The 18,959-nt window shown below is 53.4% G+C and carries 12 protein-coding genes; 7 read left to right on the forward strand and 5 right to left on the reverse strand.

The annotated features are described in order from the left end of the window. Positions 1-45: 45 nt before the first annotated feature. The gene (gene trxB, locus FOV68_RS08055) at positions 46-1,014 is read right to left on the reverse strand and encodes a thioredoxin-disulfide reductase (RefSeq protein ID WP_003849329.1); all 969 of its coding nucleotides are present in this window, start codon (positions 1,012-1,014) and stop codon (positions 46-48) included. A 520-nt stretch (positions 1,015-1,534) separates the two neighbouring features. Here trxB and lrp point away from each other — a divergent pair. The 6 genes from lrp to FOV68_RS08085 all read left to right on the forward strand — a co-directional run bounded on the left by lrp (position 1,535) and on the right by FOV68_RS08085 (position 10,688). After that, complete coding sequence (gene lrp, locus FOV68_RS08060) at positions 1,535-2,029, forward strand: leucine-responsive transcriptional regulator Lrp (protein WP_006118610.1); 495 nt, start codon at positions 1,535-1,537, stop codon at positions 2,027-2,029. Positions 2,030-2,147: 118 nt separating this feature from the next. Beyond that, positions 2,148-5,693: a DNA translocase FtsK 4TM domain-containing protein gene (locus FOV68_RS08065; RefSeq protein ID WP_143990590.1), complete on the forward strand. Its 3,546-nt coding sequence runs from the start codon at positions 2,148-2,150 to the stop codon at positions 5,691-5,693. A 177-nt stretch (positions 5,694-5,870) separates the two neighbouring features. Further along, on the forward strand, positions 5,871-6,482 hold the full coding sequence (gene lolA, locus FOV68_RS08070) for an outer membrane lipoprotein chaperone LolA (protein WP_003849334.1): 612 nt from the start codon (positions 5,871-5,873) through the stop codon (positions 6,480-6,482). A 7-nt stretch (positions 6,483-6,489) separates the two neighbouring features. Continuing rightward, a complete protein-coding gene (locus FOV68_RS08075; protein WP_033757131.1) occupies positions 6,490-7,833 on the forward strand; it encodes a replication-associated recombination protein A in 1,344 nt (447 codons plus the stop codon). Between the two features lie 92 nt (positions 7,834-7,925). After that, entirely contained in the window at positions 7,926-9,218 is a 1,293-nt protein-coding gene (gene serS, locus FOV68_RS08080; protein WP_143990591.1) for a serine--tRNA ligase, read from the forward strand. 318 nt (positions 9,219-9,536) lie between these two features. Further along, a complete protein-coding gene (locus tag FOV68_RS08085) occupies positions 9,537-10,688 on the forward strand; it encodes an MFS transporter (RefSeq protein ID WP_031594116.1) in 1,152 nt (383 codons plus the stop codon). Between the two features lie 537 nt (positions 10,689-11,225). Here the strand turns inward: FOV68_RS08085 and pflA are convergent. The 4 genes from pflA to ycaO form a co-directional block, all read right to left on the reverse strand. Next, complete coding sequence (gene pflA / locus FOV68_RS08095) at positions 11,226-11,966, reverse strand: pyruvate formate lyase 1-activating protein (RefSeq protein ID WP_010254935.1); 741 nt, start codon at positions 11,964-11,966, stop codon at positions 11,226-11,228. A 164-nt stretch (positions 11,967-12,130) separates the two neighbouring features. Then, positions 12,131-14,413 (reverse strand): formate C-acetyltransferase, encoded by a 2,283-nt coding sequence (pflB, locus tag FOV68_RS08100; protein ID WP_064704727.1) that lies wholly within the window; start codon positions 14,411-14,413, stop codon positions 12,131-12,133. A 71-nt stretch (positions 14,414-14,484) separates the two neighbouring features. Further along, positions 14,485-15,345: a formate transporter FocA gene (gene focA, locus FOV68_RS08105; RefSeq protein WP_010254939.1), complete on the reverse strand. Its 861-nt coding sequence runs from the start codon at positions 15,343-15,345 to the stop codon at positions 14,485-14,487. Between the two features lie 373 nt (positions 15,346-15,718). Beyond that, a complete protein-coding gene (ycaO, locus tag FOV68_RS08110; protein ID WP_010254940.1) occupies positions 15,719-17,482 on the reverse strand; it encodes a 30S ribosomal protein S12 methylthiotransferase accessory factor YcaO in 1,764 nt (587 codons plus the stop codon). 326 nt (positions 17,483-17,808) lie between these two features. Here ycaO and serC point away from each other — a divergent pair, with 326 nt between their 5' ends. After that, the gene (serC, locus tag FOV68_RS08115) at positions 17,809-18,894 is read left to right on the forward strand and encodes a 3-phosphoserine/phosphohydroxythreonine transaminase (RefSeq protein WP_010669757.1); all 1,086 of its coding nucleotides are present in this window, start codon (positions 17,809-17,811) and stop codon (positions 18,892-18,894) included. Positions 18,895-18,959: the final 65 nt, after the last annotated feature.

Consider the following 18,959-nt stretch of genomic DNA (forward strand, 5'->3'; position numbering starts at 1 on the left):
GGAAAAACCGTCGCCAGGAACATTTGAGATCAGAGGGTTAACAACTTACTGATCGTTTTTAACCAGTCCGTCAAGAAAGCGCTCAGCGTCTAACGCGGCCATACAGCCGGTGCCCGCAGAGGTGATCGCCTGACGATAGATATGGTCCATCACATCGCCTGCCGCAAAGACGCCAGGGATGCTGGTCTGAGTGGCGTTGCCGTGCAGACCTGACTGAACTTTGATGTAACCGTTCTCCAGCGCCAGCTGACCTTCAAAAATGGCCGTATTCGGGCTGTGTCCGATAGCAACAAAAAGACCCGCCACCTCCAGCGCTTCTGTCTCATCACTGTTCTGGGTAGAACGCAGCGTCAGACCGGTGACGCCCATCTGATCGCCCACCACTTCTTCCAGCGTGCGATGGGTGTGCAGCACGATATTGCCATTGCGCACTTTTTCCATCAGACGGTCGATCAGGATCTTCTCTGCGCGGAAGCTGTCACGGCGGTGAATAAGGTGCACTTCAGCCGCAATATTCGCCAGGTAGAGCGCCTCTTCCACAGCCGTGTTACCACCGCCAATCACCGCGACTTTCTGGTTGCGATAGAAGAAGCCGTCACAGGTTGCACAGGCAGAGACGCCTTTGCCTTTGAAGGCCTCTTCGGAGGGCAGACCGAGGTAGCGCGCTGACGCACCGGTGGCGATGATCAGGGCATCTGCCGTGTATTCGCCGCTGTCACCCGTGAGGCGGAACGGACGGTTCTGCAAATCGACGGTGTGAATGTGATCGAAAATGATCTCAGTATTAAATTTTTCGGCATGCTCATGCATCCGCTCCATCAGCGATGGACCTGTCAGATCGTGCGGGTCGCCCGGCCAGTTCTCCACCTCGGTGGTGGTGGTCAGCTGTCCGCCTTTTTCCAGACCCGTGATCAGTACCGGGTTCAGGTTGGCGCGTGCAGCATAAACGGCTGCGGTATAACCCGCTGGGCCAGAGCCCAGAATGAGTAACTTACTGTGTTTGGCCGTACTCATGCGTTCCTCAGTTTCATTCGGCTGACATAGCCTGCGATTGTAGGGAATATCCGGCGACAATGACAAGGCTTCGGCAATTTTGTTAACGATAGCTGCAAACGGCGTAGACGATGAGCGACGGTTTTGCCTGGCCAATGCGCCAAAAGGGGGCAAAACTCGGGTCAGAGGGGTGCAATAGTGGAAAAATAGTCATTTAAAAACAGATACCCAGCGGACTGTCTGGCATCTTGTCCTGAATTTGGTGATTTTACTTTGACAATCGCCTGCGCTTTTGCGAAAACATTATCAGAAGCGAATAACATTTATCGGAACAAAACAGGTTTTCATCGCCCGTTTTGCACGTAACGCCGAATAAAAGCAGCCTGATATGGATAATGACGCATGATGTGGACAGACAACATGCGTCATATCGATAGGTGTCAGAACACAGGCTCTGTTAGCTCACTTCAGAAATGCCCCGAACAATGAGCGTTTTCAGGGCGTGGCAGGTAAAGGGAAGGAATTAAGAGAGACAATAATAATGGTAGACAATAAGAAACGCCCCGGGAAAGACCTCGACAGAATTGACAGGAACATTCTGAATGAACTTCAGAAAGATGGTCGCATTTCAAACGTAGAGCTTTCCAAACGCGTAGGCTTATCGCCTACGCCATGTCTTGAACGCGTGCGTCGTCTCGAACGTCAGGGATTTATTCTTGGCTACACCGCGCAGCTGAACCCGCACTATCTGGATGCGTCGCTGCTGGTGTTCGTTGAGATTACTCTGAATCGTGGTGCACCGGATGTGTTTGAGCAATTTAACGCCGCTGTGCAAAAACTTGAGGAAACTCAAGAGTGTCACCTCGTTTCCGGCGATTTCGACTACCTGCTGAAAACGCGCGTACCTGATATGTCAGCCTACCGTAAGCTGCTGGGTGAAACCCTGTTGCGCCTGCCGGGCGTAAACGACACGCGTACGTATGTGGTGATGGAAGAGGTTAAACAGAGCAATCGACTGGTGATCAAAACTCGCTGATGCGGGGCAGGTGCAAAACCTGTGAGATTTCGGTACACTCCTGTGCATTCATACAGGATCAGCGTCGGGCTCGCCCGGCGCTGTTGCTTCTTACTTTACAGGCACCTGGAGAGTCCTCTTGAGCCAGGAATATACAGAAGATAAAGACGTTTCGTTACAATCGATGAGCAGTGGACGTCGTCTGCTGGAAGCGATGCTCATTCTGGTGGCGCTGTTTGCCATCTACCTGATGGTTTCTCTGGTCAGTTTTAACCCTTCCGACCCGAGCTGGTCGCAAACGGCCTGGCATGAACCTATCCATAATATCGGCGGCAGCGTCGGTGCCTGGCTGGCTGACACCTTACTCTTCATCTTTGGTGTGATGGCGTATGCCATTCCGCCCGTCATCCTGGGTCTGTGCTGGATTGCTTTCCGTCAGCGCGACAGCCAGGACTACTTTGACTACTTTGCCGTCGGGCTGCGCTTAATTGGCGTCCTCGCGCTGGTGGTGACGACCTGTGGTATGGCGGCGCTGAACGCCGATGATATCTGGTACTTTGCCTCGGGCGGCGTGATCGGCAGCCTGGTCAGTAATGCTATTGCACCCTGGTTCAGTCCGGCTGGCGGCACGCTGATGCTGCTCTGCGTCTGGGCGGCGGGTATTACCCTTTACACCGGCTGGTCATGGCTCACCATTGCAGAAAGAATTGGTGGCGTGGTCATGGGCGTACTGACGTTTGCCAGCAACCGCTCACGTCACGATGAACCCTGGCAGGAAGAGGATGACGCGCGTGAATACGCGGATGTGCCTGAGCTTCATGCCGCCGATCAGGATGATGATGTGCTGCTTTCTGCCCCACGTGCAGCTGCTGAGCCTGCGGCGTCACAGCAGGATCCGCTGCTGGCTAAAGCTGCAGCAGCCACCAGTGCGGCAGTCGCGGCTACCGCTGAAGCCGCCGAGGTGACCCTTGCCCCGGCAGCCACGGTGACGCCTGCACCTGCTGCTGTCGCCGCACCTGCTGCTGCGGTTACAGCTTCGGCGCCTGCCGCGTCAGCGACATCCATCCCTGCATCGCCGTCTGCACAACCTGCGCCTGCGTACGCACAGAGCGCGCCAGCTCCGCAGAGTGTGGCGAATTCCCCGACGCCGGCGCAGAGTGCTTCTGCACCCGCAGACTCACCACCGCTTTATCATTTTGAAATGCCAGACGACGCTCCGGTTACGCCGTCGTTCAGTGCTTACGACGACGATGAACCTAAAATGGGTAACTGGCGGGATACGTCAGCCATCCCTGCGGCATCGGCAGTAGCGGCAGCCGCTGCAACGGCAGCCCAGGCAACAACGCGTACTGCGCCTGTTTTTGATTTAGCCCCTGAAACCAATCTCAATCCGCAGGTTAAACAAGGTATCGGCCCGGCACTGCCGCGTCCTAACCCGGTAAAACTGCCAACCCGTCGTGAGCTGGCCTCTTATGGCATTAAGCTGCCTTCTCAGCGCATGGCAGAAGAGAAAGCGAAAACGGAAGAGACCGAACCGGTTAGTGCTGGCTCCGTTTCCTCTGCTCCGGATGCTGAAGAGGCGCTGCAGCAGGCTGAACTGCGACAGGCTTTCCAGTCTGAACAGCAGCAGCGTTACGGCACCAGCTGGCAGCAGGACGAGGAAGATGAACAGGATGCACAGCAGCAGGATGCGCTGGCGCGTCAGTTCGCCGAGCAGCAACAGCAGCGCTATGAGCCAGAAGTGAAAAAAGAGCCGGTATTCAATATTGATACCGCCTCAGCGTTTGATTTTTCACCGATGAAAGATCTGGTGGATGACGGTCCTTCTGAACCGCTGTTTACCATTGCGGCGACGCCAGAACCTGAAGCTCCAGCGGTTTCACACGAACCCTGGCAGCAGGTGAGTGAGGTTTCAAGACCTCAGGCTCCGGCTCATGTTCCTGCACCAGCCAGCTTTGCTCCGGCAGAGCCTGCCTATAGCGCGCCGGCAGCACCGTCTGAACCTGACTATGCTGCACCTGCGGCAACCTCTGCACCCGCTTATGGTGCCTCTGCGGCTCCTCAGGCTCCGGCTTACGCTGCGCCTGCCTATGGCACGCCACCGGCAGCGCCGGTTCAGCCGGTGGAAGAGGCGAAACCTTCACTGCATGACAGCCTGATTCATCCGTTCCTGATGCGCCATGAGCAGCCGCTGGAGAAACCTTCCACGCCACTGCCTTCGCTGGATCTGCTGACCGCACCGCCTGAAGAGGAAGAGCCGGTTGATATGTTCTCGCTGGAGCAGACGGCCCGTCTGGTGGAGTCGCGCTTAGGCGATTATCGCGTCAAAGCGGAGGTGGTCGGTATCTCGCCTGGCCCGGTTATTACCCGTTTCGAACTCGACCTGGCACCGGGCGTGAAAGCGGCGCGTATCTCCAATCTGTCCCGCGATCTGGCGCGTTCGCTGTCGACGGTAGCGGTTCGTGTGGTGGAAGTGATCCCAGGCAAACCTTATGTAGGTCTGGAACTGCCAAACAAGCATCGTCAGACCGTCTATCTGCGTGAAGTGCTGGATTGCCCTAAATTCCGCGACAACCCTTCACCGCTGGCCGTCGTGCTGGGTAAAGACATTGCCGGTCAGCCGGTGGTGGCCGATCTGGCGAAAATGCCACACTTACTGGTCGCCGGTACCACCGGCTCCGGTAAATCTGTGGGCGTAAACGCCATGATTATCAGCATGCTGTATAAGGCGACGCCGGAAGAAGTTCGCTTCATCATGATCGACCCGAAAATGCTTGAGCTGTCGGTCTATGAAGGTATTCCGCATCTGCTGACCGAAGTTGTCACAGACATGAAGGATGCTGCCAATGCGCTGCGCTGGAGCGTCGGTGAAATGGAGCGTCGCTACAAGCTGATGTCGGCGCTGGGCGTGCGTAATCTGGCGGGCTACAACGAAAAAGTGGAACAGGCCGAAGCGATGGGTCGTCCGATTCCCGATCCGTTCTGGAAACCGGGCGACAGCATGGATATGACGCCGCCGGTTCTGGAGAAGCTGCCTTATATTGTTGTGATGGTCGATGAGTTTGCTGACCTGATCATGGCAGTCGGTAAAAAGGTGGAAGAGCTGATTGCGCGCCTGGCACAGAAAGCCCGTGCTGCCGGCATCCATCTGGTACTGGCGACACAGCGTCCATCTGTGGATGTCATTACCGGTCTGATCAAAGCGAACATTCCGACGCGTATCGCCTTTACCGTTTCCAGCAAAATTGACTCACGTACCATTCTCGATCAGGGCGGCGCGGAGTCATTGCTGGGTATGGGTGACATGCTCTACATGCCGCCGAACTCCTCGCTGCCGATTCGTGTTCACGGTGCGTTTGTTCGTGACCAGGAAGTGCATGCAGTGGTTCAGGACTGGAAAGCGCGTGGTCGTCCGCAATATATCGACAGCATTACGGCGGGCGAAGAGAGCGAAAGTGCCGGTGGTATCGACAGTGATGAAGAGCTCGATCCGCTGTTCGATCAGGCGGTCGGTTTTGTGGTCGATAAGCGCCGAGCGTCGATTTCAGGCGTTCAGCGTCAGTTCCGCATCGGTTATAACCGCGCGGCACGTATCATTGAACAGATGGAAGCGCAGGGCATCGTTTCTGCACCAGGACACAATGGTAACCGTGAAGTGCTGTCGCCACCGCCACACGATATGTAGTGGCTAAATGTTTTGAAACACAACGCAATGAGCCAGTTCCGACTGGCTCATTGTTTTTATGCGGTTAAACCCCATATCTGAATCAGCTTTCGGTTTTTTCCTCTGTTCTGAGGGCGGAACGGCGGCCAGGCTTAATGCAGTTATTGATGGGAACGTTTAAATAAGGAATTGAAGCAGATGAAATTACGCGTAATCGCTCTGGGCCTGTTGGCCACCTTTTCTTCAGCCAGCGTTCTGGCTGATGCTTCCAGTGATCTGCAACAGCGCCTGAACAAGGTCAGCAGCTTCCACGCCAGCTTCACCCAAAAAGTGACCGACAGCAGCGGCGCGAATGTGCAGGACGGCGAAGGCGAATTGTGGGTAAAACGTCCCAGCCTGTTTAACTGGCACATGACCGCGCCGGACGAAAGCATCATCATCTCCGACGGTAAATCGCTGTGGTTCTACAACCCGTTTGTTGAGCAGGCGACAGTCAGCCTGTTGCAGAATGCGACCAGCAACACGCCCTTTATGCTGATTGCCCGCAACCAGTCAAATGACTGGAAGCAGTACAATATCAAACAGCAGGGTGACAATTTTGAACTGACACCTAAGAACAGCGACGGCAACCTGAAACAGTTCACCATCCAGGTGACGTCCAGCGGGACCATTAACCGCTTCAGTGCTATCGAACAGGATGGCCAGCGCAGCGATTACCAGCTGAAAAGCCAGCAGAATGGCGCTATCAGCCCGGATAAATTCACGTTCACACCGCCAAAAGGCGTGACGGTGGACGACCAACGTCAATGAGGTCACGGTGAGTAACCTGTCCCTGGATTTTTCCACCGAAAATTTCAAACCTCTGGCCGCGCGTATGCGGCCAGAAACATTGAAACAGTACATTGGTCAGCAACATCTGCTGGGCGCAGGCAAACCTCTGCCGCGCGCGATTGAAGCAGGGCACCTGCATTCAATGATCCTGTGGGGACCTCCCGGGACCGGCAAGACCACGCTGGCTGAGATCATTGCCCATTACGGTAACGCCGATGTGGAGCGTATTTCGGCCGTCACCTCTGGCGTAAAAGAGATCCGTGAGGCGATTGAGCGGGCCCGTCAGAATAAACATGCCGGGCGGCGCACGATCCTGTTTGTGGACGAGGTCCATCGGTTCAACAAGAGCCAGCAGGATGCCTTTCTGCCCCATATCGAAGATGGCACCATTACCTTTATTGGTGCGACCACCGAAAACCCCTCTTTTGAACTTAACTCTGCGTTGTTGTCACGCGCCCGCGTTTACCTGCTGAAATCACTGACTCTGGAAGATATTGAGCAGGTGCTGGATCAGGCAATGCAGGATAAAGCGCGAGGTTATGGCGACAGTGACATCGTGCTGCCGGACAACACACGCAGGATGATCGCTGAACTGGTTAATGGTGATGCACGTCGGGCGCTGAACACGCTGGAGATGATGGCTGATATGGCCGAAATCACCGCATCAGGTCAGCGAGAACTGACGCCGCAGCTGCTTAACGAAGTCTCTGGTGAGCGATCCGCGCGGTTTGATAATAAAGGCGATCGTTTTTACGATCTGATTTCCGCACTGCACAAATCGGTACGCGGCTCCGCACCGGATGCGGCGCTCTACTGGTATGCGCGCATTATCACTGCGGGCGGCGATCCGCTCTATGTGGCTCGTCGGTTGCTGGCAATCGCCTCCGAAGATGTCGGCAATGCCGATCCACGCGGTATGCAGGTGGCGATTGCGGCCTGGGATTGCTTCACGCGCGTCGGGCCGGCAGAAGGGGAGCGCGCGATTGCCCAGGCCATTGTTTATCTGGCTTGCGCGCCTAAAAGTAATGCGGTCTACAACGCGTTTAAAGCCGCTATGCGTGATGCGCGCGACCATCCCGATTACGATGTGCCGGAACATCTGCGCAATGCCCCGACTAAGCTGATGAAAGAGATGGGCCTGGGTAAAGAGTACCGTTATGCCCATGATGAAACCAACGCCTATGCTGCTGGCGAAGTCTATTTCCCGCAGGAACTGGCCAGCGCGCGCTATTACACCCCAACCCAGCGCGGGCTTGAGGGTAAGATTGGTGAAAAGCTAAGCTGGCTGGCCGAGCAGGATCAAAATAGCCCGACAAAACGCTACCGCTGAAACAGACGTTACGGTAATGTGGGCAATGTTTTCAACGCATTCCGCTGGAATGCGTCCCTTCTTTCAACCAACTTTTTATACACAGGATAAGCATGCTCGATCCCAATCTGCTGCGTAACGAGCCAGACGCAGTCGCAGAAAAACTGGCACGCCGGGGATACAAACTGGATGTGGAAACGCTGCGTTCGCTTGAAGAGCGTCGCAAAGTGCTGCAGGTGGAAACAGAAAATCTGCAGGCAGAGCGTAACTCCCGATCCAAATCCATCGGTCAGGCCAAAGCACGTGGGGAAGACATCGAGCCGCTGCGTCAGGAAGTGAACGCGCTGGGCGAACGCCTGGATGCCGCAAAAGCAGAACTGGATGAACTGCAGAATCAAATCCGTGACTTCTCACTGGCACTGCCGAACATTCCGGCCGATGAAGTGCCGCTGGGCAAAGATGACAGCGAAAACCAGGAAGTGAGCCGCTGGGGTATCCCGCGCGAGTTCAGTTTCCAGGTTAAAGATCACGTTGAGCTGGGTGAAGCGGCTAAAGGCCTTGATTTTGCGTCTGCCGTGAAACTGACCGGTTCACGCTTTGTGGTCATGCAGGGGCAGATTGCCCGCCTGCACCGTGCACTGAGTCAGTTTATGATTGACCTGCACACCGAGCAGCATGGCTACCTTGAAACCTACGTGCCTTATCTGGTTAACCACGAAACGCTTTACGGTACCGGACAGCTGCCTAAGTTTGGCGAAGACCTGTTCCACACCCGTCCGCTGGAAGAGGAGTCAGACAGCAGCAACTATGCGTTGATTCCTACTGCGGAAGTGCCGCTGACTAACCTGGTGCGCGATGAGATCCTCGAAGAGGATAGCCTGCCGGTTAAACTGACCGCGCATACGCCGTGCTTCCGTTCTGAAGCGGGTTCTTACGGTCGTGACACGCGTGGCCTGATCCGTATGCACCAGTTCGACAAAGTTGAGATGGTGCAGATCGTCACGCCGGAGCAGTCAATGGAAGCACTGGAGGAGCTGACCGGTCACGCTGAGAAAGTGCTGCAGCTGCTGAACCTGCCATATCGTAAGGTTTTACTCTGCACCGGCGATATGGGCTTTGGATCGACTAAAACTTACGATCTGGAAGTCTGGCTACCGGCGCAGAATACCTATCGTGAAATTTCATCCTGTTCCAACATGGGTGATTTCCAGGCGCGTCGTATGCAGGCGCGTTGCCGCAACAAACAGGATAAGAAACCGCGTCTGGTTCATACCCTGAATGGCTCAGGGCTGGCCGTAGGCCGTACCCTGGTGGCGGTGCTGGAAAATTATCAGCAGGAAGATGGCCGCATCACTGTGCCTGAGGTTTTACGCCCCTATATGAATGGCGTCGAAATTATCGGCTAAGCAACAGTGACTCTCTGAACCCGGCCATGGCCGGGTTTTTTTATGTTATAGCTCCGGAAAAACTGTTTTGTCATGCCTTAATTTAATCACAAATAAACGTTATCGATATCAGTCAGGCCGGAATGGCTAAAAATCTAATTTTTCATAGAGATAGCATTTAGCGACCTGCCGCTTCTTACAATTGTAACCTACTGAAGATTAGTAAATTAAATTGTCGCACAGCAAAATGTGCTGCCGTTAAAATTCGCCCATTGACTTTAAAAAAGCCAGTGGCAAACTGCGCGCAATTTCCTTCATTTGCTCTGGTTTCTATCCCCTATGTCAACCTGGTCACGCCCTGTGATATTGCTGCTTTGCGGCCTGATGTTAATGACGGTCGCAATTGCCGTGCTGAATACGCTCGTTCCACTGTGGCTGACGCATGACTTACTGACAACCTGGCAGGTGGGCATCGTAAGCTCCTCCTATTACACCGGTAACCTCGCAGGAACGCTGCTGGCTGGCTGGTTAATCAGGCAGTACGGCTTCAACCGCAGCTACTACCTGGCTACCTTGATGTTTGCCGTCGCGACCCTGTGCCTGGCGATGATGTCGGGTTTCTGGGCATGGAGTTCAATGCGTTTCATCGCCGGTGTCGGCTGTGCGCTGATGTGGGTGGTAGTTGAGAGCGCACTTCTGTGCAGCGGAACGGTACGTAATCGGGGACAGCTGCTGGCGGCCTATATGGTTGTCTATTATATCGGCACCGTGACAGGCCAGTTGCTGGTCAGCAAACTGTCTACGGAATTACTCAGCGTGATCCCGTGGGTGACGTCGCTGGTCTTCTGCGCCGTGCTGCCGCTGGTCTTTACTCGCGTCTCCGCCAGCGGTGAAGCGACAGAAGCCGCTCCGGCCCGCATCTGGCCGATGCTGCGTCGCCGTAGCTCACGGCTGGGCATCAATGGCTGCATTATCTCTGGCATCCTTCTGGGCTCGCTTTATGGCCTGATGCCGCTTTACCTGTCACATCAGGGTATGAGTGATGCTAATGTGGGTTACTGGATGGCGTTGCTGGTCAGCGCAGGCATTGTGGGCCAGTGGCCAATTGGCCGTCTGGCCGATCGTTTTGGTCGCATGCTGGTGCTGCGAGTCCAGGTCTTTGTGGTTATCCTGGGGGCGATGGCCATGTTAACCAATGCCGCGATGGCGCCAGCGCTGTTTGTTCTGGGACTGGCGGGCTTCACACTCTATCCGGTGGCGATGTCATGGGCTTGCGAGACGGTTGCGCATCATGAACTGGTTGCGATGAATCAGGCGCTGCTGATGAGTTATACCGTGGGCAGTCTGGCTGGACCGGCAATGACCTCTGTTCTGATGCAGAATTATTCTGACCAGCTACTGTTCGTGATGATCGCTGCTGTGGCGCTAGTTTATCTGGTGATGCTGCTGCGCAAAGCGAATCATCAGGCTACGCCAGTGGCACATGCCTGATCGCTGAACAGCAAAAAGGGAGCGTTAAGCTTAATGCCAGTCAGTTAAGCGACAGGGGATAACGCAGTCTGGTGCCGGGCAGGGGCTGGCGGTCCTCGCGCCGCTGCGCGGTTCCTTCACGTCATTCCTCTGCCTGACGGACCGCCGGGGATGGCACATCCTGTGACGTCCCGTCTTTCGCCCGCGTCCTGCGGGCTCTCCTGGCTAATGTTCAGCGCTGCGGATTGCCTGCCCCTGCCCGGCACCTGCCTGCTCTGAAATTTCAGTGTGTATTTGTTAAAAAGGGCACGAGAGTGGAGGCCTGAGCGCCTCTGCTGCTGAAAGGGCTATCCGCAGCGCTGAGGCGTGACGGCGGGCCAGAATTCCACGCCGTCACAGCCGAAGGTACCGCGTGAGCGGCGCGAGGACGGCCCGGCAGCAGCAGAGGTGCTGCGGCTCGCTCGCCCGGAAAAAAAGCTGCCACGTTTGACCGTGACAGCCTTTACAAATCTAATCTTAACTGACCAGCATTAAGCACCCTTTTTTGTGGCAGATTCTTCAGTACATCACTTCGTGGCCATAGCTGGCGAGAATGTTTTTCACGCGCTCCATCGTCTCTTTGCTCGGTGGCTTCACCCCGTCCAGCTTGTACTCTTCACCCATCGCAATCCATTTATGCTTACCCAGCTCGTGATAGGGCAGTAATTCAATCTTCTCAACGTTCTCCATGTCACGCGTGAATTCACCCAGCCGATGCGCGGTGTCATCATCGTCGGAATAGCCAGGCACCACGACAAAACGGATCCATGTCCGTTTGCCTTTTTTCTGCAGGTAACGGGCAAAGTCCAGCGTACGGTGATTGGAGACACCCACCAGAATCTGATGCACGTCATCATTCATCTGTTTCAGGTCGAGCATCACTAAGTCGGTAACGTCGAGCAGTTCATCGATCACCGGATCATAGCGGCGTACGAAGCCGTTGGTGTCGAGACAGGTATGAATACCTTCGGCCTTGCAGGCCCGGAACCAGTCGCGCACAAATTCAGCCTGAAGAATGGCTTCACCGCCTGACGCCGTGACGCCGCCGCCAGAGGCGTTCATAAAATGGCGATAGGAGAGCACATCCGCCATCAGCGCTTCGACGCTGATCTCTTTGCCACCGTGAGTATCCCAGGTGTCGCGGTTGTGACAGTAGAGGCAGCGCATCAGGCAGCCCTGGAAGAAGGTGATAAAACGGATACCGGGACCATCGACGGTGCCGCAGGATTCAAATGAGTGGATACGACCGTTAACTGACATTGCGATGTTTTCTCCAGTGAGTCTGCCAGGACAGACGGCGCAATCTCTGTTGCGCTCAGGGCAGGAAATCGATTCTGGTGGGAACCTTGATGGAGATGACCACCAGAACAGACTTTAAATAAAAGGCTCCGCGAGGAGCCTTTTTTATCGGGTAGAGCAGGTAATTACAGTGACTGAGTGAAGGTTCGGGTAATCACATCCTGCTGCTGCTCTTTAGTCAGTGAGTTAAAGCGGACAGCGTAACCGGAAACGCGAATGGTCAGCTGCGGATATTTCTCTGGATGTTCCATCGCATCCAGCAGCATTTCACGGTTCATAACGTTAACGTTGAGGTGCTGACCGCCTTCGATGCTGGCTTCGTGATGGAAGTAACCATCCATCAGACCGGCAAGGTTGGTTTTCCGCACGTTATCATCTTTACCCAGCGCGTTTGGTACGATTGAGAAGGTATAGGAGATACCATCTTTCGCATAGGCAAACGGCAGTTTCGCGACGGAAGTCAGTGAGGCAACCGCACCTTTCTGGTCACGACCATGCATCGGGTTAGCACCTGGTCCAAACGGTGCGCCAGCGCGACGTCCATCTGGTGTGTTACCGGTTTTCTTACCATATACCACATTCGAAGTAATGGTCAGAACAGACTGAGTCGGCACGGCATTACGATAGGTGTTCAGCTGCTGAATTTTCTTCATGAAGCGTTCAACCAGATCGCAGGCCAGGTCATCTACCCGTGAGTCGTTGTTACCGAACTGCGGATATTCGCCTTCGATATCGAAGTCGATGGCCAGACCATCTTCGTCACGGATCGGTTTCACTTTGGCATATTTAATGGCAGAAAGTGAATCCGCAGCGACAGAGAGACCCGCGATACCACAGGCCATGGTGCGGTAGACATCCCGATCATGTAAGGCCATCAGTGCCGCTTCGTAGCTGTACTTATCATGCATGTAGTGAATGATGTTCAGCGAAGTCACATACTGTTTTGCCAGCCAGTCCATGAAGTGATCCATACGCTCCATGACGGTGTCGAAATCCAGCACGTCGTCGCTGATTTTGTCGCCTTTCGGTCCAACCTGCATTTTCAGCTTTTCATCCACGCCGCCGTTGATTGCGTAGAGCAGCGTTTTCGCCAGGTTGGCACGTGCGCCAAAGAACTGCATTTGTTTGCCGACAATCATCGGGCTCACGCAGCAGGCGATTGCGTAGTCATCATTGTCGAAATCAGCACGCATCAGGTCATCGTTCTCATACTGCAAAGATGAGGTATCGATAGAGACTTTAGCGGCATATTTTTTGAAATTAATCGGCAGTTTTTCTGACCACAGGATGGTCATGTTCGGCTCAGGTGAAGGACCCATGGTGTAGAGGGTATTCAGGAAGCGGAACGTACTTTTTGAGACCAGAGTACGGCCATCAACGCCCATACCTGCCAGGGATTCCGTTGCCCAGATTGGGTCACCTGAGAACAGCTCATCATATTCAGGTGTGCGCAGGAAGCGAACCATGCGCAGTTTCATCACCAGATGGTCAATCAGTTCCTGTGCCTGTTCTTCAGTCAGTTTGCCGGCTTTAAGGTCACGTTCGATGTAAACATCAAGGAAGGTTGAGACGCGGCCAAATGACATGGCAGCACCGTTTTGTGATTTAACTGCAGCCAGGTAGCCATAGTAAGTCCACTGTACTGCTTCAACCGCATTGGTAGCCGGACCGGAGATGTCATGGCCATATTTTGCTGCCATCTCTTTGATCTGGGCCAGCGCATGATGCTGGTCAGAAATCTCTTCACGCAGACGAATGGTCGCTTCCAGATTAACGCCATTCTCTAAATCTTCCTGCAGTGAGGCGAACTGAGCGAATTTATCCGCCATCAGGAAATCGATGCCGTACAGCGCCACACGACGATAGTCACCGATAATACGGCCACGGCCATAAGCATCAGGAAGGCCGGTCAGGATACCTGATTTACGGCAGCGCAAAATGTCCGGGGTATAAACATCGAACACGCCCTGGTTGTGCGTTTTGCGGTATTCGGTGAAGATTTTTTTCAGTGAAGGGTCGAGTTCACGGCCATACACTTTGCATGACCCTTCGACCATTTTGATGCCGCCGTAAGGAATGATGGCGCGTTTTAATGGCGCTTCGGTCTGCAGACCAACAATTTTTTCCAATGGCTTAATGATGTAACCCGCGTCGTGCGAGGTAATGGTTGAGGCGAGATCGGTGTCGAAGTCGACTGGCGCGTGGGTGCGGTTCTCAATTTTGATACCTTCCAGCACGCTTTCCCACAGTTTGGTGGTCGCTTCGGTGGCACCCGCCAGGAATGACTCGTCACCTTCATATGGGGTGTAGTTTTTCTGAATGAAGTCGCGCACATTGACGCTATTCTGCCATTCGCCTTCAGCAAATCCTTCCCATGCTGAAGCCAGTTTTGCATTAAGTTCGGTCATAATATACCTGCCTTATATGAGGAGACTTTACGGTCGGGCACAGCCAACTTCCTGTGCCGTCAAAAATGCGTTTAATGAACCTGGTCACCTTTACGGAGATAGATAACCCAGTAGGTCAACCCAACCAGAACGCCGCCGCCGATAATGTTTCCGATCGTTACGGGAATCAGGTTGTCGATAATAAAGTTACTGAGGGTCAGTGAGTGAAACTGTGCCGCCGTGGTGCCAGCTGCCTGCCAGAATTCAGGTGTCGCGAAGTCACGAATAGCAATGGCATAGGGTATAAGAAACATGTTGGCGATACTGTGTTCGAAACCGCTTGCGACAAACATCGCAACAGGCAGAATCATCACGACCAGCTTATCGGTCAGGGTGCGGCCTGAGTAACTCATCCAGACGGCGAGACAGACCAGCAGATTGGCCAATGTACCCAGACAAACCGCTTCTATGAAGGTGTGATGCATCTTGTGGTCGGCGGTTTGCAGGACATTCAATCCCCAGGCACCATTCGCGACCATGTGCTGTCCGGCAAACCACATCAGGGCGACAAAGAAGAGTGCGCCTGCAAGGTTACCGGCGTAAACGTTAATCCAGTTGCGGGCCAGCTGTCCCCAGCTGATACGGCCACTGGCTTTGGCGACAACGATTAATACAGTAGAGGTAAAAAGGTCAGCACCGCATACCACGACCAGCATTAAGCCGAGTGAGAAGCAGATACCTCCAATCAGTTTGGCTATGCCATAGGGCATCGCGCCGCTACCGGTGGTTGCTGTAATATAAAAAACGAATGCGATTGAGATAAATACGCCGGCGTTTATTGCCAGAAAGAAGGTCGTAAAAGGATGTTTGGTTGCTTTATAGATACCCGCGTCTTCGGCCACTTTCGCCATCGCGGCGGGTAATAAAAGATTAAAAGGGTTGTCAGTTTTCACACTAACTTACTCCTGAAGTTGTCTGAAAAAATACTAACAAAGGAGTATAGGTCAGTAATTGATATGGATCATGTTTGCCAGGGTGGTAACCCACTGGTCGCAAATTAATGAGAAAATAATGAGTTAACTAACTGAATATAAAAAAATAAATATATTTTAAAAATACAAAAATATTTTAATATAAAGTGACGCGCCACTTTTTAAGTTCAGGCTGTGTTATTAATTAATGGCTTATATGTTAATTAAAATGATGTGATGTAATAGGAAGGAATTTTAAAGTAGCTAATGTTTCATAGAGAAAGTGGGGAAGGATGGCACCAGATAAATCCAGTGCCATGTTTAGCCGTCTGCTTTCAGTCTGACGCGTTATGGCTTACGCGTTTTTCCAGTAGTGACGTTTGGCGTTTTGCAGTTTTTCGTAGGCGGCAAGCAGAGACTGATGGGCCGGGAAGGCCTGCAGCTCATCATCAACAGCCTGAAGGCCGTTAAACGGATTCTCACCACTGATCGCGGCGGAGGCTGCTTCCATTGCGCTCTCACCATACATCCGCAGGAAAGCGTGATGATACTGCAATGGATCACGCTCATCTTCCATAGCCAGTAACAGCAGGGTCTGCAGGCAACGATAGTAGTTAGCGCGCTCTGGCGTAAAGATTGAGCTGTTAAACTCCATCGTCCATTCTGTCCAGATCAATGCCTGATCCAGATCGCCGCCCGCCAGCGCCAGCATCGCTTTTAATTCGCCAACACGCAGCGTGTACCAGCCATTGTCTTTACCGGTCGCCAGACCCAGCAGCTCACGAACGCGGGTGAAGTCATCAAAGCCTTCATCATCAAGCTGTCCAATCAGATCCAGATACTCTTCCGGATTCCAGTTGCTGTCAGGCAGGGCCAGCAGGGTTTCACGCATGCCCGCTCCCATGCTGTTGTTCGCCAGGAACAGATCTTCTGCCGGATAGATATCAGACATGCCTGGCACGATGATGCGGCAGGCATAGACACCAAGATGTTCGTAGTCTGCAATATAGACTTCCTGATCTTCCGAGGCGAAGATTGCCATCAGCGTGGCGAATTCCTGTTCGGTGCTGCCCGCGAATGACCAGTCGACAAAAGGATAATCCGCAGTTTCTTTAAACAGATCCCAGGAGATCAGGCCGCTTGAATCGATGAAGTGTGTTTCAAGGTTGGCATGCTCAGCCACTTCTTCGTCATCAAAGGTCGGTGGGGTAAACACATCCAGATCTTTGAGGCTTCGGCCCTGCAGCAACTCGGTAACGGTACGCTCCAGCGCCACACCGAAATCAGGGTGAGCACCAAATGAGGCAAAACAGGTACCGTTGGTTGGGTTAAACAGCACCACGCAGATAACCGGATATTTACCGCCGAGAGAGGCGTCATAAGCGAAAATCGGGAAGCCTTCCGCTTCAAGACGTGCAATTGCTTCGATCACCTCAGGATAACGCTGCATCACGTCATCAGGAATCGCAGGCAGGCTGATCGCTTCAGCAATAATGCGGTTTTTAATGTAGCGCTCAAACACTTCAGACAGCCCCTGAACACGCGCTTCATTCGCGGTATTACCTGCCGACATGCCGTTTGAGACATAGAGGTTGCCGATAATATTCATCGGGATATAGACAGTCTGCTGGTCGGACTGACGGGTAAAGGGCAGGGCGCAGATACCACGTTCAGTATTCCCGGACTGCAGATCAATCAGGCCGGAAGCCGTCAGTGCATTGTCGGGATCGTAAAATGCGCGCAGGCGCGGATCCAGAATACCTTCAGGTAAGGACTCATCATCAGGTAACGCAAACCATTTTTCATTGGGATAGTGAACAAAATCGCCGTTAGCGATCTTTTTTCCCAGCCAGAAGTCAGCAAAAAAATAGTTAGTTGAGAGACGCTCGAAATACTCGCCCAGCGCGGAGGCCAGCGCCGCTTTTTTACTGGCGCCCTTGCCGTTGGTAAAACAGAGCGGGCAATCGCGGTCGCGGATATGCACTGACCAGACATGGGGGACAGGATTAAGCCAGGATGCTTCTTCAATGTTAAAGCCAAGATCCTGCAGCTTGTTCTGGAAACGCGCAATGGAGTCTTCCAGTGCGGCATCTTTGCCCGGGATAAATGTTTGCGTCATAGTGCCGCTCTCTCAGTTGTCATAGGGTGCGTAAAGCGCGCAATGATACGGATTTTGCTAACAGACCGCTATCAGGGCGGGACATTTTTACCGGCTTACTTTACCGGCTTAGTTTTCATCACTTCTGCTCTCAGGCCAAACGCGGATTAATGGCGCTGGATAAAACCTCACAAAATTCCGCGCAGGTTTGCATTGGTAACATAACCTCCGGCGAGCCAGATTCAGAAAATGTGACCGCTCCCTGATTTATGATTGCAGCTATCAGAATGCAGTGATAAAACCGGATGGTTATTCATAACCGTTCGATATGACAGTGGTGAGGGGAAATGACGCAAGTTTATAATTTTAGCTCTGGCCCGGCGATGCTACCGGTTGAAGTGCTTCGTCGTGCAGAACAGGAACTGACGAACTGGCGCGGTCTGGGTACCTCTGTAATGGAGATCAGCCACCGCAGTAAAGAGTTTATCCAGGTGGCTGAAGAAGCGGAGCAGGACTTCCGTGATCTGCTAAAAATACCGTCCAATTACAAAGTTTTATTCTGTCATGGCGGGGCGCGTGCGCAGTTCGCTGCCGTACCGGGAAATCTGCTGGGTAAAGCGACCAGTGCCGACTATGTTGATGGTGGTTACTGGGCGCATAGCGCAATAAAAGAAGCGGAAAAGTATTGTTCCCCACGCACGCTGGATGTCAAAACAACGCGCGACGGTAAACGGGCCATCCTGCCGATGAGCGAATGGGAGGTGAGTGAGACGTCCGCTTACCTGCATTTCTGCCCGAATGAAACCATTGATGGCATCGCGATTGACGAACAGCCCGACTTTGGCAGTAAAACTGTTGTTGCTGATTTTTCATCCACCATTCTGTCACGCCCGATCGATGTGAGTCGTTACGGTGTGATCTATGCGGGTGCGCAGAAAAATGTGGGCCCGGCCGGATTAACGCTGGTTGTCGTTCGCGAAGATCTGCTGGGTCAGGCGCACGCCTCTGTGCCCTCAATCCTCGATTACAAAGTGCTGGCCGATAACGATTCGATGTTTAACACCCCGCCGACTTTTGCATGGTATCTCTCAGGTCTGGTGTTTAAATGGCTGAAAGAGAAGGGCGGTGTGGCTGAAATTGATCGTATCAATCAGGCAAAATCTGACCTGCTTTATGGCGTAATCGATCACAGTGGCTTCTATCGTAATGATGTGGCGACAGAAAACCGCTCACGCATGAACATCCCTTTCCAGTTGGCTGATGCTTCACTCGATGCGCTGTTCCTGGAAGAGTCGTTTAAGGCGGGATTACACGCGCTTAAAGGCCATCGTGTAGTAGGCGGTATGCGCGCCTCTATTTATAATGCGATGCCGCTGGAAGGTGTGAAGGCCCTGACCGATTTCATGGTCGATTTTGAACGCCGTCACGGCTGATTATTAAGATATCAGCATTGATGCTGATGCCAGACCTCGTCACACGGCGAGGTCTCTGTATTTTT

The sequence above is a fragment of the Pantoea sp. paga genome (assembly GCF_007558755.1).
In the GTDB taxonomy this organism is placed as follows: domain Bacteria; phylum Pseudomonadota; class Gammaproteobacteria; order Enterobacterales; family Enterobacteriaceae; genus Pantoea; species Pantoea agglomerans.